The sequence below is a fragment of the Pseudomonadota bacterium genome, assembly GCA_016195085.1.
Lineage (GTDB): Bacteria > Pseudomonadota > Alphaproteobacteria > SHVZ01 > SHVZ01 > JACQAG01.
Map to the genome: position 1 here is coordinate 22,410 of JACQAG010000034.1, position 25,261 is coordinate 47,670.

A 25,261-nucleotide genomic window follows, 5' to 3' on the forward strand; every position below is an offset into this window, starting at 1 on the left:
TCACATCCAAAACGAAGGAGGAGGCGATGAAGTCTGGAACGCTCAAATGCGTCCTCGGCTTGGCCGTCATGGCCGGCATCGGGCTCGCGGCAGCCGGACCGGCGAATGCGCAGGCGACCGTGGCCGCGATCAAGCAGCGCGGTGCGTTGAACTGCGGCGTCGATACCGGTATTCCCGGGTTCGCCTATCAGGACAAGGCCGGCAAGTGGATCGGCTTCGACATCGACTATTGCCGCGCCATTGCCGCGGCCGTGCTCGGCGATCCGGAGAAGGTCAAGTACACGCCGACCACCGCCAAGGTGCGCTTCACCGTGCTGCAGAACGGCGAGATCGACGTGCTCATCCGCGACTCGACCATGACCTACACCCGCAACTGGGAGCTGAAGCTCGGCGAGAACGTGGTGACGTTCTATACCGGCCAGGCCTTCCTGGTGAAGAAGAGCCTCAACGCCAAGGCGGTGAAGGATCTCGACGGCGCCACCATCTGCATGGTGACCGGCGCCACCCTCGAGCTCAACATTGCCGACTACGCCCGCTCGCACAATGTGAAGATCGGCTCCTTGTTGTTCGACCGGGTCGAGGAAGCCTTCGCGGCGACCGAGTCCGGCCGCTGCGACGGTTACACCGATGACGGCGGCAGCGTGGCCGCGGCGCGCTCCACCATGAAGAATCCCAAGGATTGGGACATTGTTGACGAGGTCATCTCCAAGGAGCCGCTCGGCATCCACACCCGCCAGGGCGACGAGAACTGGTCCAACTTCACCCGATGGCTGCACTTCGCGCTGCTCACGGCCGAGGAGAACGGCATCAGCAAGGCGAGTGCCGACCAGATGGCGAAGACCTCGACCGACCCGTTCGTGCGCCGGCTCTTGGGCGAGGAGGGCGATTTCGGCAAGATGCTAGGTCTCGACAACGCCTGGGCGCTCCGGGCGATCAAGGTCGCCGGCAACTACGGCGAAATCTATGAGGAGCATTTCGGCGCCAAGGGGCTCGGGCTGCCGCGCGGACTCAACAGGCTGTGGGACAAGGGCGGGCTGCAATACGCATGGCCCTTCCGGTGAGCCTGACGGGCGGCATCGCTTGAACCGATCGCCGAGCAAGGACGTCGTGTAGGGACGGATGCGGGCCGAAGCGATCGGACGCATCCGTCTCCGCGTCTCGCCGACACGGGTAAAGGGGTGGCTCTGGCAAGGGCTGCTCCTTTGCTGCGTTGGCGCCGCCGTCTGGTTTTTCGCCCAGAACGCTACCGACAACCTGACGCGCAAGAACCTGCATTTCGGGCTGGACTTCCTCGACCGGATCGCAGGCTTCGACATTCCCTTCCGCCTCATCGCCTGGACGGTTACCGACACCTACGGCCGGGCACTCCTCGTCAGCTTCCTCAACTCGCTTTTGATCGCCTTTCTCTGCGTCATTGCGTCGACGTTCTTGGGCCTGCTTCTCGGTCTTCTCAGGCTTTCCGCGAACTGGCTTGCCCGCAACGTCGCGATGGGGATCATCGAGCTCGTCCGCAACACTCCGCAGCTCGTGCAGATCTTCTTCTTCTACCTGGCTGTGCTGCAGAGCCTGCCGCCGGCGCGTGCAGGCTACAATTTCAACAACGCGGTCTTCCTCAATATCCGCGGCCTGTTCCTGCCCTCGCCGGTCCTGGGGGATGCGTTCGAGACGACGGCTCTGGGCTTCCTCGCCGCCATCGTGCTCGGCGTCGTCGTCTGGCGGCTGCGCCTACGCGTGACCGGTGCTTCCCGCTTCGGCCTCGGCGCGATCGCGCTCGCCTTGCCCTTCGTCGTGCTGATCGCCGGCGGGCTCGCGGGCGCCGTCGTCGATGTCAACTATCCCGTGCTGCGGGGCTTCAACTTCCAGGGCGGCGTGCAGATCCCCTCCGAGCTGGTGGCGCTTTGGGTCGGGCTTTCGGTCTACTCCTCCGCCTTCATCGCCGAGATCGTGCGCGGCGCCATGGAGGGCATCGCCTACGGCCAGACCGAAGCCTCGCTCAGCCTCGGGCTCAGCCGCTGGCAGACATTGCGCCTGGTCGTCCTGCCGCAGGCGCTTCGGATCATCGTGCCGCCGGTCACCAGCCAGTACCTCAACGTCATCAAATCGAGCTCGCTCGGCGCCGGCATCGCCTATCCCGAGCTGTTCCAGATCTTCGCCGGCACGGTCTTGAACCAGTCCGGCCGCGCCATCGAGTGCATCGCCATCGTCATGACCATCTTCCTGGTGATCAACCTCATCACCTCCATGTTCATGAATTGGTACAACCGCGCGATCGCGCTGAAGGAGCGATGAGCGTGGTCGACGCCGCCCTCAAATGGATTCGCGCCAACTTCTTCGGCGACTGGTCGAGCAGCGCGCTCACCATCCTGCTCGTCATCCTGTTCTGGTTCACGATTCCACCCTTCGTCGAGTGGGCCCTCATCAAGTCGACCTTCGGCGGCGAGACCAAAGCCGATTGCGATCCGGGCGGTGCCTGCTGGACCTTCATTGGCCAACGCCTCCCCAACTTCTTTTACGGCCGCTATCCCGTGGACGAGCGCTGGCGGGTCAATCTCGCTGCCTTGCTGCTGGCCGCCTTCACCACACCGGCTTTGATGGACCGTCTCCGCCACCGCTGGGTCGCGGTCCTGGCTCTGGTCGCGGTTTATCCCGTCATCGCCGGAGTGCTCCTGGTCGGCGGCGTCCTCGGCCTTGCCTTCGTGGACACCTCGCTCTGGGGCGGCCTCATGCTGAACACGGTGCTCTCCTTCGTCGCGCTTGCGGGCTCGCTGCCGCTCGGCATCCTCTTGGCGCTCGGGCGCCGTTCTGAGCTGCCGGCGATCCGCTATTTCTGCGTCGGCTTCATCGAGCTTTGGCGCGGCGTGCCGCTGCTGACCGCGCTCTTCATGGCGACCATCATCCTGCCCCTGTTCCTGCCTGAGGGCGTGTCCTTGGACCGGCTGGTCCGCGCCGCGCTGGCGCTCACCTTGTTCACCTCCGCCTATATGGCGGAGGTCATTCGCGGCGGCTTGCAAGGCGTGCCGATGGGGCAGGGCGAGGCCGCCCGCTCGCTCGGTCTCGGCTATTGGCCGATGCAGGTCCTGATCGTGCTGCCGCAGGCGCTGCGCCTAGTGGTGCCGGCGATCGTCAATACCGCGATCGATCTCTTCAAGGACACCACCTTGGTGTTGATCATCGGGCTCTTCGATCTCCTGGGCATGGTCAATCTGTCGCTCAAGGATTCCGCCTGGCTTGGCATGGCGAGCGAGGGCTTCACCTTCGCGGCCATGGTGTTCTTCGTCTGCTGCCTGTTGATGTCGCTCTATAGCCGCCGGCTGGAGCGCCGCCTGGCGGAGCCCACAAGACGAACCGGTCCGGCGCCGGCTTGAGCGCGCGGATTTCGAAGCACGTCATATTTCGAGCACCGTGTGCCCCCACCCCAACCCTCCCCCAGCTTGCTGGGGGAGGGAGTAGAAGGACGCCGTCTTACTCCCTCCCCCGACGTCTTCGGCGGGGGAGGGCAGGGGAGGGGGCGCACGGCAGCCCAGCTAAACTTATGCTGCGCAATTCTCCGTTAGGACGCCAAGAGCCCGCTTATTGCCTCTGCCTACCGGGATCGGATACAACCCGGCACCCCGTCGCTCTCGACCCTCTGCCCTTTGGAGCCCGTTTGATGGCCGCCTATCAATACATCTATGTGATGAAGGGTCTGACCAAGACCTATCCCGGCGGCCGCGAGGTGTTCAAGGACGTCTGGCTGTCCTTCCTGCCGGGGGCGAAGATCGGCGTGCTCGGGCCCAATGGCGCCGGCAAGTCGACCTTGCTGCGCGTCATGGCCGGGCTCGAGCAGGAGTTCGCCGGCGAGGCCTGGGCCGCGGAGGGTGCGAAGGTCGGCTTCCTGCCGCAGGAGCCCCAGCTCGATTCCACGAAGGACGTGATGGGGAACGTGATCGAGGCCCTGGCGGAGACCAAGGGCCTGCTCGACCGCTTCAACGAGGTGAGCGGCAAGTTCGGCGAGGAGATGAGCGACGAGGAGATGAATGCGCTCATCGCCGAGCAGGCCGAGCTTCAGGAGAAGATCGACGCGGCCAACGGCTGGGAGATCGAACGGACGATCGAGATCGCCATGGACGCCTTGCGCTGCCCCGCGGGCGACACCGATGTCTCGACGCTGTCGGGTGGCGAGCGCCGCCGCGTGGCCTTGTGCAAGCTTCTGCTGCAGCGCCCGGATCTGCTGCTCCTGGACGAGCCGACCAATCACCTCGACGCCGAGTCCGTCGCTTGGCTCCAGCGTCACCTCGCGGACTATCCCGGCACGGTGGTGACGGTGACCCACGACCGCTATTTCCTGGACGAGGTCGCGGGTTGGATCCTCGAGCTCGACCGCGGCCGCGGCATTCCCTACGAGGGCAACTACACCGGCTGGCTCGAGCAGAAGAGGAAGCGCCTGGAGCAGGAAGGCAAGCAGGAGCAGGCGCGGGTGCGCACGCTCGAGCGCGAGCTCGAATGGGTCCGCCAGAGTCCCCGCGCGCGCCAGACCAAGAGCAAGGCGCGGCTGACGGCCTATGAGACGCTCTTGGCCGAGAGCCAGGATAAGCTGAGCGACACCGCGCAGATCATGATCCCGGCCGGGCCCCGTCTTGGCGATTTGGTGCTCGAGGCCGAGCATATGCGCAAAGGCTACGGCAACCGCATGCTGATCGAGGATCTGAGCTTCCGCTTGCCCCGCGGCGGCATCGTTGGCGTCATCGGTCCCAACGGCGCCGGTAAGACCACGCTCTTTCGCATGATCATCGGCCAGGAGAAGGCCGATGGCGGCGACCTGCGCCTCGGTGACACGGTGGTGCTCGGCTATGTCGACCAATCCCGCGACACGCTGGCCCCGAACAAGAGCGTGTGGGAGGAGATCTCCGACGGGCTCGACGAGATCCAGCTCGGCGGCAAGCAGAAGATGCCGAGCCGCGCCTATGTCGGCCTGTTCAACTTCCGCGGCTCCGATCAGCAGAAGAAGGTGGGCCAGCTTTCCGGCGGCGAGCGCAACCGCGTCCATCTCGCCAAGATGCTGAAGTCCGGCGCCAATGTGCTGCTCCTGGACGAACCCACCAACGATCTCGACGTGGATACGCTCCGCGCGCTCGAGGACGGGCTGCTTGAGTTCGCGGGCTGCGCCGTGGTCATCAGCCACGATCGCTGGTTTCTCGATCGGGTGGCGACCCACATGCTCGCCTTCGAAGGCGACAGCCAGGTGGTTTGGTTCGAAGGCAATTACCAGGCCTATGAGGCGGACCGCAAGCGCCGCCTCGGCGCCGAGGCGGACCAGCCGCACCGCATCAAATACAAGCCCTTGACCCGAGCCTGAGCATGGCCCGGCACCTGCCCGAGGTGCGCCTCTTCAGCCTCGAAGAGGGTGCGGCGGCGGCCGTGGGCACGGTGGTGGTGATCGACGTCTTTCGCGCCTTCACCACTGCGGCGGTGGCGCTCGAGCGTGGTGCCATGCGCGTTCTCATGGTCGCGGACATCGACACCGCACTTAGCCTGAGGAGTGCGGGGGCGGTCGATGTCTGCGTCGGCGAGCGTCACGCGGCCAAGCCGTCAGGCTTCGACTTCGGCAATTCGCCGGCGGCCCTCGCCCGGGCCGACTTGACCGGCCGCCGGATCGCGCTCACCACCTCGAACGGCACGCGCGGGCTCATCGCCGCGCGCGGGGCGACACGCCTGTTTGCCGGCGCCTTGGTCAATGCTGGGGCGACGGTCGCGGCCATCCAAGCCGAACGCCCTCGGGTGGTGAGCCTGGTTGCCATGGGAAGCCGCGCCGGCCGCGCCGCCGAGGACGAGCTCTGTGCGCTCTATCTCCGCAGCCGGCTCCTCGGTCTCCACCCGGATTCGGCTTCGGTCGCCGCCGCCATTCGGGCCTTGGTGGCGCCGATCCCCGAAGCCTTGCAGCGGAGCGGGGACTATCCGCCTGAGGATCGCGCCATCGCGCTCGATATCGATTCCGTGCCGATCGCCGCACCGGTCGGGAGCAAAGGCGAGCACCTGGCAGTCGGCCGGCGTTAGACGCCTTCGACGATGAAGAGCCGCCCGGTCGAGGTGGCGAAGCGGAGCCGCAGAATTTCCTGGTAGTCGGGCGAGTGATAGAAGCGCTCGGCCGTCGCCTTGTCGGGGAACTCGATGACGACGACGCGATTGGGCGCGGCACCCTCCAGGCTCACCACGTTGCCGCCGCCGCGGACGATGAAACGGCCGCCGAACTTCGCGATGGCACCGGGAGTCTGCGCCTTGTAGGCCTCATAAGCCTTGGGGTCGGTGACTTCGACCTCGGCGATGACATAGGCGGAAATCGGGGCCTCCTGGGCTCACCCGGCGGACTGCAATTCCTTGGTCTTGCTGCGCAGCGCATCCAGGAGACCGGAGATCTTACCGCCGTTGCGCTGAATGACCGAGGCGAACTCCGAGCGCTGCGTCACGCTGAGGCTCACACCCTCGACCACCACATCGACGATCTTGAAGCCGTTGTCGGTCCGCAACACCCGCCAATCCACCCGGATCGCCTGGGTCTGGCCCTGGCGCAAGATATGGCTTTGCACCAGCACGACCTTGTCGTCCTCGGGCTGGGCGCCCGTCACCTTGAAGCTCTCGCCCTGGTAGTCGGCAAAGCGCTGGGCATAGGTGGTGACGATGAGATCCTCGAACAGCTTCAGATATTCCTGGCGCTCCGGCTCGCTGGCGTCGCGCCAATAGCGGCCGAGCACGAAGCGGGCCATGGCCGGCACATCGAAGCCCTTGGTCAATAGCTCGCGGAACCGCAGATTGCGTGCGGCGGCATCCAGGTCCTTGCCGGTGAGCAGGCGAATCGCATCGTCGCTCAGCTGCTTCACCAGCTTCTGCGCCTCTTCCGGCGATTCGGCGGCGCCGGCCTCGGGACGGAGCCAGGCGGTGAGGATCAATCCTGCGGCAGCGGCGGAGAATATACGTCGTGTGATCATTGCTCGACCGAGGAGGTGGACGTAATGGGCGTATCGCTGGTCAGCGCCGGCGACATCAGCTCGTAGTAGGTCGGCGAGGCTCCGCCCTGCTTCGGGTTGTTCGCACGGATCTGCCCATCGCGATATTGCCTATATAGGCTGCGCATCCCGGCATAGAAGTCGAGGGATTGCGCTTCGAGCTGGTCCAGATCCTTCAGGCTATCCGCCCGGTAGACCACCAGCCGCGAGACCATGTTCGTATAGCCCATCCAGGCGCGGCTATCCGTGCGCGAGATCCAGGTGATGGGATCGAGGAAGGTGTCGACCAGCAAGCCGATGCCGTCGCGCACATTGGAGGGTCCGACGACCGGGATCACCAGATAGGGGCCTTCCTTGGCGCCCCAGCTTGCCAGCGTCAGCCCGAAATCCGCATCGTGCGCCTGCAGGCCACCCTGGGTCGCCGGGTCGCCCAGGCCGAGCGTGATCGTATTCTGCATGAAGCGCTGGGCGGTGATGTCCAAGTGGTGGAAATCGCCCTGCAGCAGGTCATTGGCGAGAACGATCGGGGTGCGGATGTAGTCGAGGAAGTTGCTGACCATCGTCTTGATGACGTCTGGCACGAGGTCGCGGTAGGTCACCGCCAGCGGCCGGATCAAGAAGGTGTCGATCGACTTGTTGAGGACGAAGGTGTTCCGGTTGACCGGCTCGAGCGGATCGTTTTCGCTGTCGTCCTGGGTGGGGCGTGTGGCGCAGCCCGCGAGCAGCGCCAAGGCGAGGAGCGAGGCGAACAGCGGGCACATTCTGCGCAGGGCGATGGGCATGGGTTCAGACTCTTGAGTGGCGGCGGCGAGAGGGACTGGCCGGTTCTTAGGATATTGGCACGCAAACGCAGAAGACATCATTAACGCAATGCTCCGTACGCGACGGACCAGCGCCTGGAGCGCAGACCGGGCCTCGCGCTCGACCGCCCGAGATCCCGTCCGGCATCGATGGTGCCAGGTCGACGAGCGCTTTTGACACGCTTTCTGACCTATCATAGCGCAGGACGAAAACCAAGCCAAACCAAGCCGCTACATCCGTGCCGGGAAGTGCGTGCGGCAGCGCCTGCCCATTGCGTATTGCCGGTTGCGCATATAAGAATATTGTTATATGATTAACTTATAAACTATGGAGCCCAAACGGCAATGAGCCCTGCCCGACACAGCGTCCAATCGGTCTTGGGCGGCCTTCGCGCCGCCGCGGAATCGACGCGGCTCAGGGTTTTGTCGCTGTGCGCCGAGGCCGATCTCACGGTCAGCGATCTAACCCAGGTGCTGGGCCAAAGCCAGCCGCGCGTCTCGCGGCATTTGAAATTGATGTGCGAAGCGGGGCTGCTCGAGCGCAACCAGGAAGGCAGCTGGGCCTTCTTCCGCGTCGCCCGCACCGGCCCGGGGGCGGCGATCGCGACGGCGCTCAACCAGCTCCTGCCGAATGATGACGAGGCGCTTGCCCGCGATCACGCCAGGCTGGAATCGATCCGGCAGGCGCGGGCCGAGGCGGCTTCGGCCTATTTTCGCGCCAACGCGGCCGAGTGGCACCGCATTCGCACGCTCCACGTCGATGATCGAGAGGTCGAGCGGGCGCTGGGCGGTGCCGTGCCGATGCATGGCGTCGACGATTTGCTCGACGTCGGCACCGGCACCGGCCGGATGCTGGAGCTGTTCGGGCCCCGCATCGCCCGCGGGCTCGGCATCGACACCAGCCGCGAGATGCTGGCGCTCGCGCGCGCCAATCTGGACCGGGTCGGCCTGCGGCACTGCGCCGTGCGCCATGGCGACATGTATCACCTGCCGCTGGCCGATCGCTCCTTCGATGCGGTCATCGTCCACCAGGTGCTGCACTACGCCGAGCATCCCGAACGGGTGATCGCCGAGGCGGCGCGCGTGGTCAGGCCCGGCGGTCGTTTGGCCGTGATCGACTTCGCTCCCCACGCGCTGGAGGAGCTGAGGCTGGATCACGCCCACCGGCGGCTGGGCTTTCCCGAGGAGGAAATTGCCGGCTGGCTCGCTGCCGTCGGGCTCGCACCCGAGCCGGCGCGCAATCTCGTGGGCCAACCGCTCACCGTCAGCATCTGGATCGCCAAGCGGCCGGCCGAAACCGTGGCGCTCCGGCGCGTCGGTGCCGGAGGTCGGCCATGACGGCGGTTCCCAAGGTCTCCTTCGAGTTCTTTCCGCCCAAGACCGAAGCGATGGAGCAGCAGCTTTGGACGGCGATCGAACGGCTGGCGCCGTTCCGCCCTCGCTTCGTGTCGGTGACCTACGGGGCCGGAGGCTCGACCCGTGTCCGCACCCACGCGACCGTGCGCCGCATCCTCATGGAGACGCCCCTCACGCCGGCCGCGCATCTCACCTGCGTCGGCGCCTCCAGGGAGGAGATCGCCGCCATCGCCCAGGATTATGCCGAGAGCGGGGTTCGCCACATCGTGGCGCTGCGCGGCGATCCGCCCCCGGGCACCGGCGCCTTCCGCCCGCATCCCGAGGGCTATCTGCATGCGAGCGAGCTGGTGGCCGGCCTGAAGCGTGTCGGCGATTTCGAGATCAGCGTCGGCGCCCATCCCGAGACGCATCCCGAAGCGCGTTCGCCCGCGGCGGATCTGGATGCCCTCAAGCGCAAGATCGACGCCGGCGCCACCAGGGCCATCACCAACTACTTCTTCGAGGCCGACACCTACCTCAGGTTCGTCGAGCGGGCGCGCCATGCCGGGATCGGCGTGCCGATCGTGCCCGGCATCATGCCCGTTACCAATTTCGCGCAGATCGTCAAGTTCAGCGCCGTCTCAGGCGCCAGCGTGCCGGCCTGGATGGCGAAGCTCTATGAAGGCCTCGACGACGATCCGGAGACGCGCCGGCTGGTGGCGGCGACCTCCGCGGCGAAGCTCTGCGAGACGCTGCTCGCGAACGGCGTCGATGAGTTCCACTTCTATACTTTGAACCGCGCGGAGCTGACCCGCGCCCTCTGCCATCTCCTCGGCCTGCGTCCCATCCAGGCGCCGCCGCGCTTGGCCGCCACCGGCACCTAGGGGCATCCTCATGAGCCGCTTTCTCGATGCCTTGCTGGAACGCGTGCTGTTGTGCGACGGCGCCATGGGGAGCCGCGTGCAGGCGCTTGACCTCGATCTCGACCGCGATTTCCAGGGCGCGGAGAACTGCACCGAGATCCTCAATCTGTCGCGGCCCGATCTCGTGCGCGAGATCCATAAAAGCTATCTCGACGCCGGCGCCGACGTCATCCAGACCAACAGCTTCGGCGGCTCGCCGGTGACCTTGGCCGAGTTCCAGCTGGCCGATCAGACCCTCGCCATCAATAAGCGATCCGCCGAGCTGGCGCTGGAGGCGGTCGCCGACTGCAAGGACGGGCGCGAACGCTTCGTGCTGGGCTCGATCGGACCGGGTACGCGCCTGCCGAGCCTGGGACACATCGGCTATCAGGCGCTCGAGGACGCGCTGGCGGTGCAGGCGCGAGGTCTGGTGGAGGGCGGCGTCGATGCGGTGCTGATCGAGACCTGCCAGGACACGCTGCAGATCAAGGCCGCCGTCAATGCCGCCAAACGGGCCCGCGCCGAGCTCGGCCGCGCGGTGCCCCTGCTGGTGCAGGTGACGGTGGAAACCACCGGCACGCTCTTGGTGGGTGCGGACATCGGCGCCGCCGCCACCATCGTTCATGCGCTCGATGTGCCGCTGATGGGCCTCAACTGCGCGACCGGACCGCAGGAGATGGCCGAGCACGTGAAGTGGCTGGGGGAGAATTGGCCGGGTCCGGTCTCGGTGCAGCCCAATGCCGGCCTGCCGGAGCTGGTCGATGGCCGCACTCGCTATCCGCTGTCGCCCCAGGAGCTGGCGGCCTGGCTCGAGCGCTTCGTGGCCGAGGACGGGGTGGCGCTCATCGGCGGCTGCTGCGGCACCACGGCCGAGCATATCGAGGCGCTCGACGCCATGCTGCGCCGACGCGGCGGGACCGAGCGCCGGCCGATGCCGGCGGCGCGCAAGCCCCTGTGGACGCCCGGGGTCGCCTCGCTCTACGGACAAGTGCCGTTTCGCCAGGAAAATGCCTATTTCGCCATCGGCGAGCGCTGCAACGCCAATGGCAGCCGCAAGTTTCGCGACCTGCAGGCTTCCCAGGATTGGGAAGGCTGCGTTGCCATGGCGCGCGAGCAGGTGAAGGAGGGCTCGAACGCTCTCGACATCTGCACCGCCTTCGTCGGCCGCGAGGAGACCGCCGACATGACCGAGATGGTGACGCGGGTGCGCGGCGCGGTGACCGCGCCGCTGGTCATCGACTCCACCGAGCTGCCGGTGCTGGATGCGGCGCTCAAGCTCTATGGCGGCAAGCCGATCATCAACTCGATCAACTTCGAGGATGGCGAGGAGCCGGCGGCAAAGCGCATGGAGCTGGCCCGGCGCTTCGGCACCGGCGTGATCGCGCTCACCATCGATGAGACCGGCATGGCCAAGGATGCCGACGCCAAGGTGGCGCTGGCGCGCCGGCTGGTCGAGTTCGCCTGCGCTCGCCATGGCCTGCCGCGCTCGGACATCATGATCGACCCGCTCACCTTCACCATCTGCACCGGCAACGAGGATGACCGGCTCCTGGGCGTGGCGACCTTGGATGCGATCGAGCGCATTGCCAAGGAGATGCCGGACATCCAGATCCTGCTCGGCCTCTCCAACATCTCCTTCGGCCTCAATCCGCAGCCGCGCCAAGTGTTGAACTCGGTGTTCCTCGACCACGCGATGCGGCGCGGGCTGACGGCGGCGATCGTGCATACGAGCAAGATCATGCCGCTTCACAAGATCCCCGAGGAGGAGCTGCGCACCGCCGAGGATCTCATCTTCGACCGCCGCCGCGAGGGCTACGATCCCCTGCATGCCTTCATCGCGCTCTATGCCGGACGCGGCAAGGAGGTGGTGGCCAAGGCTGCCCGCGCCGCCACCGTCGAGGAGCGGCTGAAGCAGCGCATCATCGACGGCGACCGGGTCGGGCTCGAAGAGGATCTGGCCGACGCGCTCAAGGTCCATAAACCCCTCGACATCATCAACGTCTTCCTCCTCGACGGGATGAAGGTGGTGGGCGAGCTCTTTGGCGCCGGCAAGATGCAGCTTCCCTTCGTGCTGCAATCGGCGGAGACGATGAAGAAGTCGGTCGGCTATCTGGAGCCGTTCATGGAGCGGCTGGAAGGCCAGCACAAAGGTACCGTGGTGCTGGCGACGGTCCGCGGCGACGTGCACGACATCGGCAAGAATCTGGTCGACATCATCCTCACCAACAATGGCTACCGCGTGATCAATCTCGGCATCAAGCAGCCGATCGCCGACATCCTGCGCGCGGCCGAGGAGCACAAGGCGGATGCCATCGGCATGTCCGGCCTGTTGGTCAAATCCACGGTGGTGATGAAGGACAATCTCGTCGAGATGAGCCGGCAAGGCGTGAGCCTGCCGGTGATGCTGGGCGGAGCCGCGCTGACGCGGGGCTACGTCGAGGAGGATTGCATCAAGACCTATGCCTGCGGCCGGGTCGCCTACGCCCGCGATGCCTTCGACGGCCTCGACCTCATGGACAAGGTGGTGAACGGCAATTTCGACCGGCATATCGCCGATCGCCAGACGCTGCGCCAGGACAAGCCGTCGAACAAGAAGCGTCGACTGGGCCAGGCATCCGCCGCCTCTCTGCGCCTGGTGCCCGACGATGCGGCAATCCGCGCCAAGCGCGCCCAGCTCTCGCGCCTGCACCAGGTCCCGGCACCGCCCTTCTGGGGGCCGCGGATGCTGGAGGCCGTGCCGGTCCGCACGCTCTTGCCCTATCTCAACGAGATGACGCTCTATCAATTCCAATGGGGTTTCCGGAAATCCGGCCGCAAGCGCAAGGAATTCCAGAAGTGGGCGGACGCGGAGCTGAAGCCGATCCTGGCGAGGGTGCTGGCGATGGCCGAGGAGCATGAGATCCTGGTCCCCCAGGCCGTCTATGGCTATTGGCGCGCGGCCGCCGAAGGCAACGACCTCATCCTCTTCGAGGAGGATGGCGCCCGCGAGGCGGCGCGCTTCTCGCTCCCGAGACAGGCCGATGGCGACGGGCTCTGCATCGCCGACTATGTGCGCGACGTGACCGACAACGAGCGCGACGTCGTCGGCCTGCAAATCGTGACCATGGGTGCCAGGGCATCGACGATTGCCCGCCAATGGTTCGAGGGCGATCGCTACCAGGACTATCTCTACCTGCATGGGCTGTCGGTCGAGATGGCCGAGGCGATGGCGGAGTATGTGCACAAACGCATCCGCGCCGAGCTCGGCTACGCGGCCGAGGAGAGCCGCGAGCGCGAGGGCCTCTTGAAGCAGGGCTACCGCGGCAGCCGCTACTCCTTCGGCTATCCGGCCTGCCCCAACCTCGCAGACCAGCGCCAGCTCTTGGCGCTGCTCGGCGCCGAGCGGATCGGCGTGGCGCTCAGCGAGGAAGACCAGCTCGATCCCGAGCAATCGACCTCGGCCCTGGTGCTGCTGCATCCTCGAGCCAAGTACTTCTCGGTCTGAGCGAATGAGCGGATCGCGGCTCGTTCCAGGCTCGGCGCTCGGCTCCGACGCGATCGGCTGGATTCGCAGCTTTCTGGGCGACCATCCGGTGCATCGTCTCTATTTCGAATGTGCCCTCGATGCGCTGGCCCAAGACGTGGACAACCGCTTCTTCCTCCTCGATCCCGACCGGCGAGGCCTCGTCCAATCGATAGAGTTCGATCGCCAGGTGATTGCCACGACGGTGGGCGCCCTCAGTCCGCAGGACTTGGCTGCTTCCGTGCCCGAGGCAGCGCCAGGCGAGCTGCATTTGGAAGCTCGCCACGCAAGCGCGCTCGCATCCTATTGCGCCACCCGCATAGAGGAAGTCGATACGCTCCGATACTACCTCCTGGAGGAGGGCGGCAGCGATACGCCCGATCCCTGCTGCCGCCTTCTCGTTAACGACGATCTCGGGCTCGTCAGCGCCTTCTTCGCCGCTCACTATCCGCGCACGATCTTTTCGGCGTGGATGCTGGACGAGCCGTTCCTCGGATTGTTCGAAGATGGCGAGCTGGTGGCGGCCGGCGGCACAGTGTGCCGACACGCCGGCTTAGGCGCCGCCAACATCGGCAACTTCCTCACCCATCCCAGCCGGCGTGGACGCAGCTTGGCGCGCCGTCTGGTCGGCAGCCTGGTCGCCACGCTGCGCCGGCAGGGTATCGCTCGCTTCACGCTCGGCGTGGCCGAGTCCAATCGCAGGGCGTGGCGCGCTTACGAAGCGGCCGGATTCCGGCTCCTCGAAAGCCGCGTGCAGTGGAGCCTCGCTGCACCCTAGAAGCGGCGCACGACATGCCGCGATATTCATCCGGACGCGCCTAAACTTTGCGCAAACCGATCACTTTGCCACCAAATGTGGTGCGGAGAGGGTGCTTAGGTCTTGAAAACGCTTGCCTTATTCGAGGGAACAGCGTAGACCGCTCAACCGCGAAACGGTGGCACAACGAAGAGCCCAACAGGGGGGCTGAACCGGGGGCGAGTACAAGCGTCCGGGAAACGGAATTGGGCGGACGTTAAGAAATTCCGCCGTAGTTCCGCCACCGTCCGTCGTAGTTTCGTCCACTTCGTCTGCCATCATTGTGTCATTCGGCCCGTTCGACACGGGGCTGGTCCAAGATTGTCGGGACCGGCGCTTGCGCCTGCGGGCCGATGGCAACATAAGGAGTGGACACCGGGTGGCCATTGCATTTCGTCGTGTTTCGCCTCGTGGGGAATGGCGATGAGCGCCAGCGTGCTGGTCACCGGCGGTGCCGGATATATCGGGAGCCACGCCTGCAAGGCGCTCTCCCGGGCGGGCTTCCGGCCGATCGTCTACGACAATCTCGTGAACGGCCATGCCGAGGCGGTGCGCTGGGGACCGCTGGTCGAAGGCGATCTAGCCGATGCCGGACGGCTGCGGGCGGTCATGAGCGCCGAGCGCGTGCGCTGCGTCATGCATTTCGCCGCCTATGCCTATGTCGGCGAGTCCATGGAAAAGCCGGCCGACTATTTCCACAACAACGTGGTGAACACGGTCACGCTCCTGGACGCGATGCGTGACGTGGGCGCCGACACCATCGTGTTCTCCTCGACCTGCGCCACCTATGGCAAGCCGAACCGGGTTCCGGTGGTGGAGGAGCATCCGCAGGTTCCCGTCAGCCCTTATGGCGAATCCAAGCTGATGGCCGAGCGGCTGCTCGCCTGGTACGGCCAAGCCTACGGCATCCACCACGCGAATCTGCGCTACTTCAATGCTGCCGGCGCCGATCCCGATGGCGAGATCGGCGAGGACCATAAGCCCGAGACCCATCTCATTCCGCTCGCCATCCAGGCAGCTCTCGGCCAGGGGCCGGCCCTGCAGCTCTTCGGCACGGACTGGCCCACGCCCGACGGCAGCTGCATCCGCGATTTCATCCATGTGAGCGATCTCGCCGATGCCCACGTGCTGGCCTTGCGGCACCTCCTGACCGAAGGCGGCAGCTTCAACGTCAATCTCGGCACCGGCACCGGCCACTCCGTGCATGAGGTGATCCGCACCGTCGAGCGCTTCACTGGCCTCGGCGTTCCCCTGGTTCGCGCGCCGCGCCGTGCCGGCGATCCGCCGGTGCTGGTAGCCGATGCGGGCAAGGCTTTGGGCCTTCTCGGCTGGCGTCCGCTGCGCTCGGATCTCGACTCCATCGTCGAGACGGCGCTTGGCTGGCATTCCCGCCGCGTCGTTCCGCCGCGGGCGGCTGCCGTGCGCTGACTTGAGCATCGGCTAAACCCGCGCGATGAACAGCGCTCTTGCCTATCAACCCGTCGATCGCCCGCAAGCGGCGGTCGGCGGGCGGATCACCGTGCACGGAAAATTCTTCTTCCGCGGCGCCGAGAAGCACTACCTCAAAGGCGTGACCTACGGGCCTTTCGGGCCCGGTAGCCATGGCGCCCAGGTGCCGGAGCGCCCGATGGTGGAGCGCGACCTGGCGCTGATGGCCGATCTTGGCGTCAACACCGTGCGCGTCTTCACCACGCCGCCCGGCTGGTTCCTCGACCGCTGCGAGGCTTGGGGAATGAGCGCGCTCGTCGGCATTCCCTGGACGCAGCATGTGGCCTTTCTCGACGATGCCGAGGAGAAGCGGCGCATCCGCGAGGCGATCGGCGCCGGGGTCCGGGCCAATGCCGGCCACAAGGCGATCTTGGGATACCTCGTCGGCAACGAAATCTCGCCCGACATCGTGCGCTGGCATGGGCCCGAGAAGATCCGCGGCTTCCTCAAGGATCTCTCCTCGGTCGCCAAGGACATCGATTCCGATGCCCTCGTCAGCTACGCCAACTATCCCTCAACCGAATATCTCAACCTCGACTTCGCCGACTTTCTTGCCTTCAACGTCTATCTGCACCGCGAGGCGGATTTCCGCAGCTACCTCATGCGGCTGCACAACCTGGCGGTGGATCGGCCGGTGGTGCTGACCGAGTTCGGCATGGATTCCATGCGCGAGGGTGCGGCCCTGCAGGCCGAGACCCTGCGCTGGCAGATCGCGGCTGCCTACGAGCTCGGCGCCGCCGGCACCTGCATCTTCTCCTGGACCGACGAGTGGTTCACCGGCGGCTATGTCATCGAAGACTGGGCCTTCGGGCTGGTCACCCGCGAGCGGGCGCCGAAGCCGTCCTTCCACGCGGTGCAGTCGGTATACAAGACCGCGCTGCCGCCGCGCCTGCCGCGCTATCCCAAGGTCTCGGTGGTGATCTGCTCCTACAACGCCGAGCGCACCATGGACCAGTGCCTGGCCTCGTTCGAGCACCTCAATTATCCGAATTTCGAGGTGATCGTCGTCAACGATGGCTCCAAGGATCGCACCCTCGAGATCTCCGAGCGCTACGCCAAGAAATACCCGTTCCTGCAGATCGTCAGCCAGGAGAACAAAGGCCTCAGTGCTGCGCGCAATGTCGGCATGGAGCACTCGACCGGCGAGATCGTCGCCTACACCGACTCGGACTGCGTCGTTGATCCGGATTGGCTGACATATCTCGTCGCCAAGATGCTGTCCTCCAGCCTGGCCGCCGTCGGCGGACCGAATTTTCCTCCGCCCGAGGAGGAACTGGTGCCCGCCGCGGTCGCCGTCTCGCCCGGCGGTCCCACCCATGTGCTCCTGTCGGACGACGTGGCCGAGCACATCGCCGGCTGCAACATGGCCTTTCGCCGCGATTTACTGACCGAGATCGGCGGCTTCGATCCGTTGTTCCGGGCGGCCGGCGACGATGTCGATTTGTGCTGGCGCCTGCAGTTCGCCGGCTACACCATCGGCTTCAGCCCGGCGGCGGTGGTCTGGCATTTCCGGCGCAACACGGTCGGTGCCTATATCGGCCAGCAGCGCGGCTACGGCAAGGCCGAGGCCCTCGTCTACGCGAAGCACCCCTTTCGCTTCAATCTCTTCGGCCAGGCGCGCTGGCTTGGGCGCATCTACGGCGACCTGTCCGCCTCGCTGCTCATCTCCAGGCGGCCCTTGATCTATGCGGGCGTGTTCGGCCGCGGGCTGTTTCAAACGCTGTACGAGCCGCCGTCTTCGATCGCCGCCTTCCTGCCCTTGACCCTCGAATGGAACGTGATTGCCTGGCCGCTGGCGGCCGCGGCACTCCTCTTCGGCGGCTCCATGTGGTTCGGGCTGATACCGCTCCTCCTGTCCTTCGCCATCGCCATCGCCGGCAGCCTGCGCGCGCCGATCGAGCCGCGCTTCCGGGGGCTTCGCGCGCGCGCCCTGGTGGCGCTCCTCATCTATCTCGGCCCCCTGGTCCGCGGCTGGGAGCGCTTGAAGTGGCGGATCAAGGGGCTGACCGAGGTCGAGCCGATCCAATACGCCCCGCCGCGCCAGCAGGTGCAATGGCACCTTCCCGATCGCGCCTTCACCTTGAGCTACTGGAACGAGGTTGGCATCGAGAAGGAGGCGCTGCTCAACGGCATCTACAGCTTCCTCACCCCGCGCAAATACTTCGTCATCATCGACCAGGGCTGGAGCAACTGGGATCTTAAGGTGAGCCGCGGCCTGTGGGCGCGATCGGAGATCAAGGTAGTGGGCGAGAATCACGGCGGATCGAAGCGGCTCCTCAGGGTACGCTGCGCGCTCCGGCTGTCGCGGCTGTCGGCCTTGGCGCTCCGCTCCTATGCGGGCCTGGCGGCCGCCTGCTTCCTCTTCGATTGGAACATGCTGGCGATCATGGCGGTGGCGGTCGGCCTGATGAATTCCGGCTTCGTCGTCTACGAGACCGTGCGGCTCGGCCGCGTGCTGCACCGGGTGATCGAGATCGTCGCCGGGCGCGAGCAGCTCATTTCCATCTCGGACCGCCCGAACGCCGCATCGTGACGCGGACGGTTGGGAGCGACGTCAGCGCGTCATGAGCACCTTTCGCAAGGTTCTGCCCTATCTCCGGCCTTATCGCTGGCTGTTCCTGCTCAGCATATTCCAGATGCTGGCGATCACCGCGACCGAGCTCTTGAAGCCCTGGCCCTTGAAGGTCGTGGTCGACAACGTGCTGGGCCGCACGCCGATCGGGCTAGCGATCCTCGAGGATTGGTCGCCGACGTCCCTTCTCCTCGCCGCCGTGGCCACCACGGTCGCCGTGCAGGCGCTGATCGGGCTCATCAGCATGTGGAGCAACTACGTCTCCATCGGCATCGGCCAGAGCATGGTGAACGACATCCGCGGCGACCTCTACGGCCATCTGCAGCGGCTGTCGCTGTTGTTCCATAGCCGCCAGCGGCTGGGCGACCTCATGTACCGCATCACCGCCGACACCTATGCGGTGCAGACCTTGATGCTGAACGGCGTGCTCCCGGTCCTCCAGGCGGCGACGTTGCTCGCTGGCATGTTCCTGGTGATGTGGGGCATGGATCCGAGCCTGACCTTGCTCGCCATCGTCGTCTGCCCGATCCTCTACCTCGTCATCCATCTCCTCGATCGGCCGATCGTCGAGGCGGCCGAGGCGATGAAGCGCCACGAGGCGGCGGTCTACTCGGTCGTGCAATGGGCGATGGGCGCCATCAAGGTGGTGCAGGCCTTCGGCAAGGAGGAGGAGGAGCGCAAGCGCTTCCTGGCCGCGAGCCGCGCCAGCATGGATGCCAATCTCCGCCTATATAATTGGCAGACTGCCTATTCCGCGATCGTCAACACCATCATCGCGTTCGGCACCGCGCTCGTGCTCTATGCCGGGGCCGAGGCGGTGTTGGGCGGCCGGCTGAGCCTCGGCCAGCTCCTGGTGTTTGTCACCTACCTCGCCTCGCTCTATGGGCCCATCAACACCATGAGCCAGACCTGGGGGCAGATCCAGGGTGCCCGCATCGGCGCCCGCCGGGTCTTCGAGCTCCTCGATGTCGAGCCCGACCTCAAGGACGGCGTCCGGCTCTTGGCCGCCAATGCCCTCGCCGGGCGCGTTACCTGGCGCGGCGTCGCCTTCCACTACCACGCTGATGTCTCGGTCTTGCGCGCGATCGATCTCGACGTGGCGCCGGGCGAGCGGATCGCCGTGGTCGGGCCGACCGGTGCGGGCAAGTCGACGATGCTGGGCATGCTGCCGCGGTTTTTCGACCCGACCTCCGGCGCCATCGAGATCGACGGCATCGACATTCGCGAATTCCAGCTCAAGGATTTGCGCCGCCAGGTGGCGATGGTGCTGCAGCCGCCGCTGATCTTTCCCCTCTCGATCCGCGACAACATCGCCTATGGAAGGCCGGAGGCGAGCCAGGCCGAGATCGAAGCAGCCGCCCGTCTGGCGCGGATCGATCAGATGATCGGACGGCTGCCGCAGGGCTATGACACGCAGGTGGGAGAGGGCGGCGCGACCTTGTCGGAGGGCGAGAAGCAGCGGCTCACCATCGCCCGGGCGATTCTCATGGATGCGCGCTTCCTGATCCTGGACGAGCCTACATCCTCGCTCGATGCCGAGACCGAAGCCCAGGTGATGGCCGGCCTCGCCGCGCTCACCAGCCGCCGTACCACCTTCACCATCGCCCACCGGCTGTCGACCGTGGTCAATGCCGATCGCATCGTCGTCTTGCGCGACGGCATCATCGTCGAGAGCGGTCCCTTCGCCGAGCTGATTCGTCGCAACGGCGCCTTCGCGCAGCTCTACCGCACGCAATTCCAGGAGCGGGACAAGCAAGCTGCACCGCCCGCCTGAGCCGCACCCTGGTTGGCATGGCGCTTGCGATATAGTTCGGTCATGGATGCCCTTTCGGCCAGTCCCCCGGCCTCGATCGGCCACAATGGCGGCCCGCCCATCGAAGAGCCGCCCGGCCCGAGCGACTGGAACTACTATTGCTGGAAGCGCGCGCATCGCCGGGCGTGGAAGAATCCCGGCCATGAAATCATGATGCGCCGCTTGAAGCGGGCCGAGGAGCTCGGCATGACCTACAAGGAATACACCGCGATCATCCTGGATCGCGGAGTTTATCTCTGAGACTGGCGGAAGCCGACCCTCATCCTCCCGCGCGTTGCGCGGGCCCCTCCCTCTCCCGCATCGCGGGCGAGGGGCTAAGGCGGCCTACATTGAGCCCCTCGCCCGCACTGCGGGAGAGGGTGCCGAGCGAAGCGAGGCGGGTGAGGGTCCTTGCTCCGGGCACGTAGAGTCCAGGTCGCTAAGGCAGCAGCGGCAATTCGCGCCATCTTGCGCTGTCGGCCATCGCCCGATCCGGCGCCAGGCCGGAGAGCGACATCCAGCGCGAGCGATACCAGGCGGTCGCCGCCAGCTCAAGCCTGAGCCGCGGTTCGGAGGGTGGTCCGGCAAGACCGATCGCCGACCAGGGGATGGTGAGCTCGGTGGTGACGCGCGGTTGGTCGGCGCCGAAGTAGCTGGTCTCCGCACCCTCGACGCTCCGGCAGACGGCACCGTCCCACAGGCATAGCTCGACGCGCATCTCGATCCAGCCTTTCCCGGCCGCCGCGCGCGGCGGCACGGCGAAGAGCGAGAACCGGCGCGGTCCGGCACCGCCATCGATGCCGAGATCGATGCGCATGCTCTCGCTCCGCGGGAACGATCCGGCGTAGTCCAGGAGCTGCAGGTCATAGTAGTCCATGCCGATGAAGGCGAGCGACAGGCCCTTGGCCCCCCAGGCGAGATAGGCTTCGCCGAACGGCACCTCGCCCGGCGGGGAGAGCAGCCTCGGCAACAAGGCGCGCTCCTTCGGCCATTCCGTCAGCACCCCGTCGCCGACGACGATCTCGGCCCTGGGAATGCCGTGGAACTCGTGCGGCGCCTTGCGACCGGCCTCGGCGTGGAGCGCCGGCAGCTCGCTATTGGCCTGGCTCAGCGCTTGGGTCAGCTCCCCGTAGGCGTGGTCGTCATTGTCGACGAGGCCGAAATTATAATCCTCGCCGTCATTGCGACCGCCATAGGGATCGTCGTGATACTGGAACCAATGGAGCCCGAGGAGGTTCGGGAGGCGCGCGAAGCGTCGCGTTGCCGCTGCCGCGCCGGCGGCGCGCTCTTTCTGGGTTGCCACGGTCATGAGATGGCCGCTGTTGACGTTGCCCGAGCGGTTTTCCCGTGCGGCGAAGAACCATTCGGAGACCATGAAGGGCCGGCCCGCTGACAAGGCGTCGAGACCGTCGAAGAAGTAATGCGCCAGCCAGCCGTCGGGGCTGTCGAGGTTGTAGTTGGTGGCGATCGCGTCGACCCAGGGCGCCATGGCGGCGACCGCCTCCGGGTCGTAGTAGATCGGCAGCCGATCGCCGAAGAACAGCGCCTCCGGGTCGGCGGCCCGGATCGCCTCCGCGGCCAAGCGGTAGTAGCGCTCCGTCACCTCGCGGGTCCAGCGCCTAACGAAGCCGATGCCGCCGCCGCCGGGCTTGAGCCCGACCGGCTCTCCCTCGCTCACCAGGAGTTCGCCGAAGGAGGCGATGCCGGGGGGTGGCAGAAAATCCTCGGCAAAGCGCTTCCAGTCGCCGCGGTAGTGCTCGACCAGGCGCTCGATCAGTCGCTGCTTGGTCAAGCTCCGGGGGGGCTCCTGGATGTAGAAGGTGAACAAGGTGCCGCGCCACCAGCCGACCTCGTTGTCGGAGAAGTAGCCGATCCTCAGCCGGTTGCCGCGGTAGGGAGCGACCAGCCGCTCGGCCAGCCGCCGCATCCTGAGCTCGGTCTCCGGCGCGAACGGATCGAACCAGTGGAAGCGCGCGAGCCGGCCCAGCTCCAGGTTGACGAGGAAGGGCATCTTCAACAGTTCCGGCCCGAGCGACCAGCCGCCGCTGGTGTTGAAGCCCCAGCCCTGGAGCTGCCGGCGCGCCCGCTCGGCCCAGGCCGGCAAGGATGGATCGGTCCGTCGCCAGTCATAGTGGCGTCCGCCCTCGCCGTAGACGACGCCGCCATCGACGACGTTGACGCCGAGGGAGAAGAAGCGCTCGCCGCAGGGAGTCGTGAGCCAAAAGGCCGCATGATCGCGCTCGATGCTCCAGCGGCTCGACGGCGCTTGGGCGATGTCGGGACAGCCGGAAGCGGCCTCGGCCGGCATCGGCGCGAGGAGGAGGAAGGCAAGACGCGCCAGGCGGCAGAGCGAGCGAGTCATGTTGCGGCCGGCGATACTGCCCGATGGCGCCCGCTCTGTCCAAGAGTTGACCTGAGGGGGCGGCGACTTCGTGCCGCTGGGACCGCTATTTCACCCGCTGCGCGTAGCTGAGGGCGCGGCGCTGCCAGTCGATGAGGCCGACGGCGCGGTAGAGGCGCGCGGAGAAGCTGAGCATGGCGGCCGAGGTGGCGCTGTCGAGCTCGATCGAGGAGACGCCCAGCATCACCAGTACGTCCGCCTCGCCGACGCGATCGCCCACCTGCTGATAGAGGACGCGGGCCTCGGCATAGGCTTCCCTGGCGCGCACCAGCTGGCCGCGGACCATTTCGAGGTCGCCGATGGCGCGCATCGCCTTGGCCTCGCCCGTCTGGTCGCCGAGCTTGGCCAAGAGCGCGCGCGCATGGGTGAAGGTGACGCGCGCCACGTCATAGCTTTCCATCATGACGTCGAGCTGGCCGAGATCGAGCAGCGCCTGCACCTGCTCGCGCTGGCCGCCCAGCGTGCGATAGAGAATGTAGGCCTGGCGCAACAGATCGCGGGCTTGCCGCGCCTTGCCCTGCTGGCGCTCGATATGGCCGATGCCTTTCAGTCCGTCGGCGCCGAGCCCGGGATCCTCGACCGCGCGCGACAGGGCGCGCGCCTTCTCGTAGTGGTTGCGCGCCTCGGAGAAATGTCCGAGCAGCCGCTCCATCTCGCCGAGCCCGATATTGACCCGGCCTTCGCTCGCCTTGTCGCTCGCCTCGACGAAGAGGTTGGCCGCCTGCGTGCCCGACAGGCGCGCGCTGTCGAACCGGGAAAGTGCCCGCTTCAGGTCGCCGCGCCCGGACAAGAGATCGCCCTCGCCGATGCGCCTGCCGGCGGTCTTGAACAGCTCGACCGCGGCCATCGCCATTTCCTTGGCCCCGGCGACGCGCTCCATGAGGCGCATCATCTCGGACAGCGCCTGGCGCACCACCGCCTCGCCCAAGGGATCGCTCACGGTCTTGTAGATGGTGAGCGCCCGTTCGTAGCGGTTGAACGCCTCGCCCGTATCCCGGCGCTGCCGGTTCATGTCGCCATGGCACACCAGCGCATGCGCCTCGCCCAAGCGGTCGCCGGACTGGCTGAAGGCGAAGCGGGCGAAATCGAAGCTGGTGGCGGCCTCCTCGGGGCTGCCGAGCTTGAGCGACATCTCGCCGGCGCCGAGCGCTGCCTCGCCCTCGCCGAAGCGGTCGCCTTCGCGGGCGAAGAGATCGCGCGCGGTCTCGAAGTTCGCCCGGGCGGTATCGTGGGTGTTGCGTTTGGCCAGGAGCGAGCCCAGGCGGAGGAGGGCCTTCGCTTGCTCGCGGGGGTCCTTGGCCTCTTCGAAGATTTCATGCGCGCGGGTGTAGCGCTCGAGGGCGGTGTCGAGCTGGCCCATGGCCTCTTCCGCCTCGCCCTCGCCGAGCACGGCAAGACCGCGGCCGCGCTGATCCTTGACCTCCTGAAACAGGGCCCCGGCCTCGTCGTAGAGCTTGCGGGCATCGGCAAGGCGGCCCGACAGGCGCATGCCTTCGGCCTGCACCCACAGGCGGCCGGCGGCCGCCCCCGGCCCCTTCGAGGCGCCGGCCTGGAAGGAGGAAAGGCCGCCCTGGCGGCGGATCCGCCGCGAGGCGATCATGTCGATGGTGACCGCGAAAACGGTCAGGAGGCCGCTGGCACCCATCAGGAAGTACTGGAAGTTCGGATTCTGGCCGAGGGTGTAGACATAAGCGAAGGCGGCGGTCATCGCGCCGCCAACGAAGATCAGCCCGCGACGACGCCAAGCGCCGGTGCCCCTCGTGGCGGCGAGCGATGTCGACGGGGCGGAGCGGATTCGCGTGCTCACGCGCGGGCGGTGGTTCTTGCCGGCTTGGACGGCATATTCGTTCGTTTCCCCCTGGCTCGCCGTCCTTGCCGCCGACCCACAGGACTGCCGCCTCGGCGAGCCGGCGATGGACCGGTTTCAACGGGGCGGGCAGCAGAAGGATCGGCAACTGCCCGACGGCGAGAAATGACAGAATATCATACTCCGCCGCCTCGCCGCGCGCGCCAAGGAGAAGCGCCGGGGTGCGGTTGCCGCGCATCGGCATGACGGTGGCGACTGGCCTGGCGCGGAGCCCATCGGCTTTCGCCGACCCGGCCAATTTCGGCTAAGCTTTCGCCCATGCATGGCGATGGCGACGATCTCTTGCGGCTGCATGAGGAGCGGGTGCGTCCGGAATGGATCGACGCCAACGGCCATATGAACGTCGCCTACTATGTGTTGGCCTTCGACAACGCCACCGACACGGTTTTCAACCATCTCGGCATCGGCACGGCCCATCGCCAGCGGACCTCCCAGGCGGTCTTCGTGCTCGAAGCCCATGTCACCTATGAGCGCGAGCTGAAGGCGGGCGATCCCATGCGGTTCACCACGCAGCTTCTGGGTGTGGACCAGAAGCGACTGCACTTCTTTCATGCCATGTACCATGCCGAGGCGGGGTTTCTCGCCGCCACCAACGAAGTTCTCGGCCTCCATGTCGATCTCCTCCAGCGCCGCAGCCAGCCCTTTCCGGAGCCGGCGCTGGGGCGGCTCAGACAATTGGCAGACCGCCATGCAAGGCTCCCCCGACCGCCCCAGGCCGGGCGCGTCATCGCCCTGAAAAAGCCGGGCATCGGCACCGCCGCCTGATCGGCTTGTTTGATGGGTCCGGGGCCTATGCTAATGGTAGCCGGACGCGGCTCACGGGGGT

Annotated in this window: 20 protein-coding genes; 15 read left to right on the forward strand and 5 right to left on the reverse strand. The window is 66.4% G+C overall.

Annotated features, from left to right (window positions below):
• Positions 1–68 precede the first annotated feature (68 nt).
• The 5 genes from HY058_10460 (at position 69) to HY058_10480 (ending at position 6,033) form a co-directional block, all read left to right on the forward strand.
• Entirely contained in the window at positions 69–1,061 is a 993-nt protein-coding gene (locus HY058_10460) for an amino acid ABC transporter substrate-binding protein (GenBank protein ID MBI3497711.1), read from the forward strand.
• Positions 1,062–1,119: 58 nt separating this feature from the next.
• On the forward strand, positions 1,120–2,289 hold the full coding sequence (locus HY058_10465) for an ABC transporter permease subunit (GenBank protein MBI3497712.1): 1,170 nt from the start codon (positions 1,120–1,122) through the stop codon (positions 2,287–2,289).
• The gene (locus HY058_10470; protein ID MBI3497713.1) at positions 2,286–3,365 is read left to right on the forward strand and encodes an amino acid ABC transporter permease; all 1,080 of its coding nucleotides are present in this window, start codon (positions 2,286–2,288) and stop codon (positions 3,363–3,365) included. Before HY058_10465 ends, HY058_10470 begins: the two co-directional genes overlap by 4 nt.
• A gap of 284 nt (positions 3,366–3,649) precedes the next feature.
• The gene (gene ettA / locus HY058_10475; protein ID MBI3497714.1) at positions 3,650–5,335 is read left to right on the forward strand and encodes an energy-dependent translational throttle protein EttA; all 1,686 of its coding nucleotides are present in this window, start codon (positions 3,650–3,652) and stop codon (positions 5,333–5,335) included.
• A 2-nt stretch (positions 5,336–5,337) separates the two neighbouring features.
• Positions 5,338–6,033 carry a 2-phosphosulfolactate phosphatase gene (locus tag HY058_10480; protein ID MBI3497715.1) on the forward strand — a complete coding sequence of 232 codons (696 nt, stop codon included), beginning with the start codon at positions 5,338–5,340 and terminating at the stop codon, positions 6,031–6,033.
• Here the strand turns inward: HY058_10480 and HY058_10485 are convergent.
• The 3 genes from HY058_10485 to HY058_10495 are packed head-to-tail and all read right to left on the reverse strand — an operon-like array spanning position 6,030 to position 7,762.
• A complete protein-coding gene (locus HY058_10485; protein ID MBI3497716.1) occupies positions 6,030–6,317 on the reverse strand; it encodes a DUF1330 domain-containing protein in 288 nt (95 codons plus the stop codon). The two genes, HY058_10480 and HY058_10485, sit on opposite strands and share 4 nt — an antisense overlap.
• A 15-nt stretch (positions 6,318–6,332) precedes the next feature.
• Complete coding sequence (locus tag HY058_10490) at positions 6,333–6,962, reverse strand: ABC transporter substrate-binding protein (GenBank protein MBI3497717.1); 630 nt, start codon at positions 6,960–6,962, stop codon at positions 6,333–6,335.
• Positions 6,959–7,762 carry a VacJ family lipoprotein gene (locus tag HY058_10495; GenBank protein ID MBI3497718.1) on the reverse strand — a complete coding sequence of 268 codons (804 nt, stop codon included), beginning with the start codon at positions 7,760–7,762 and terminating at the stop codon, positions 6,959–6,961. Before HY058_10495 ends, HY058_10490 begins: the two co-directional genes overlap by 4 nt.
• 363 nt (positions 7,763–8,125) lie before the next feature.
• On the opposite strand from HY058_10495, the gene HY058_10500 reads away from it, so the two are divergent.
• From HY058_10500 to HY058_10535, 8 genes are all read left to right on the forward strand, one after another.
• Positions 8,126–9,118 (forward strand): metalloregulator ArsR/SmtB family transcription factor, encoded by a 993-nt coding sequence (locus tag HY058_10500; protein MBI3497719.1) that lies wholly within the window; start codon positions 8,126–8,128, stop codon positions 9,116–9,118.
• Positions 9,115–9,999: a methylenetetrahydrofolate reductase [NAD(P)H] gene (metF, locus tag HY058_10505; GenBank protein ID MBI3497720.1), complete on the forward strand. Its 885-nt coding sequence runs from the start codon at positions 9,115–9,117 to the stop codon at positions 9,997–9,999. Before HY058_10500 ends, metF begins: the two co-directional genes overlap by 4 nt.
• A 10-nt stretch (positions 10,000–10,009) precedes the next feature.
• Positions 10,010–13,501, forward strand: coding sequence for a methionine synthase (gene metH / locus HY058_10510; GenBank protein ID MBI3497721.1), 3,492 nt, complete (start codon positions 10,010–10,012; stop codon positions 13,499–13,501).
• Between the two features lie 4 nt (positions 13,502–13,505).
• Positions 13,506–14,297, forward strand: a complete 792-nt coding sequence (locus HY058_10515) for a GNAT family N-acetyltransferase (GenBank protein MBI3497722.1) — start codon at positions 13,506–13,508, stop codon at positions 14,295–14,297.
• 441 nt (positions 14,298–14,738) lie between these two features.
• The gene (galE, locus tag HY058_10520; GenBank protein ID MBI3497723.1) at positions 14,739–15,743 is read left to right on the forward strand and encodes a UDP-glucose 4-epimerase GalE; all 1,005 of its coding nucleotides are present in this window, start codon (positions 14,739–14,741) and stop codon (positions 15,741–15,743) included.
• Between the two features lie 25 nt (positions 15,744–15,768).
• Positions 15,769–18,336, forward strand: a complete 2,568-nt coding sequence (locus HY058_10525; GenBank protein MBI3497724.1) for a glycosyltransferase — start codon at positions 15,769–15,771, stop codon at positions 18,334–18,336.
• 31 nt (positions 18,337–18,367) lie between these two features.
• Positions 18,368–20,149 (forward strand): ABC transporter ATP-binding protein, encoded by a 1,782-nt coding sequence (locus HY058_10530; protein ID MBI3497725.1) that lies wholly within the window; start codon positions 18,368–18,370, stop codon positions 20,147–20,149.
• 42 nt (positions 20,150–20,191) lie between these two features.
• Positions 20,192–20,428, forward strand: a complete 237-nt coding sequence (locus tag HY058_10535; GenBank protein MBI3497726.1) for a hypothetical protein — start codon at positions 20,192–20,194, stop codon at positions 20,426–20,428.
• 178 nt (positions 20,429–20,606) lie between these two features.
• Here the strand turns inward: HY058_10535 and HY058_10540 are convergent, their stop codons facing one another.
• On the reverse strand, positions 20,607–22,529 hold the full coding sequence (locus HY058_10540; protein ID MBI3497727.1) for a hypothetical protein: 1,923 nt from the start codon (positions 22,527–22,529) through the stop codon (positions 20,607–20,609).
• A gap of 85 nt (positions 22,530–22,614) precedes the next feature.
• Positions 22,615–24,276: a hypothetical protein gene (locus tag HY058_10545; protein MBI3497728.1), complete on the reverse strand. Its 1,662-nt coding sequence runs from the start codon at positions 24,274–24,276 to the stop codon at positions 22,615–22,617.
• Positions 24,277–24,328: 52 nt separating this feature from the next.
• On the opposite strand from HY058_10545, the gene HY058_10550 reads away from it, so the two are divergent.
• Positions 24,329–24,544, forward strand: coding sequence for a hypothetical protein (locus HY058_10550; protein ID MBI3497729.1), 216 nt, complete (start codon positions 24,329–24,331; stop codon positions 24,542–24,544).
• A 149-nt stretch (positions 24,545–24,693) separates the two neighbouring features.
• The gene (locus HY058_10555) at positions 24,694–25,200 is read left to right on the forward strand and encodes a thioesterase family protein (protein ID MBI3497730.1); all 507 of its coding nucleotides are present in this window, start codon (positions 24,694–24,696) and stop codon (positions 25,198–25,200) included.
• Positions 25,201–25,261 lie beyond the last annotated feature (61 nt).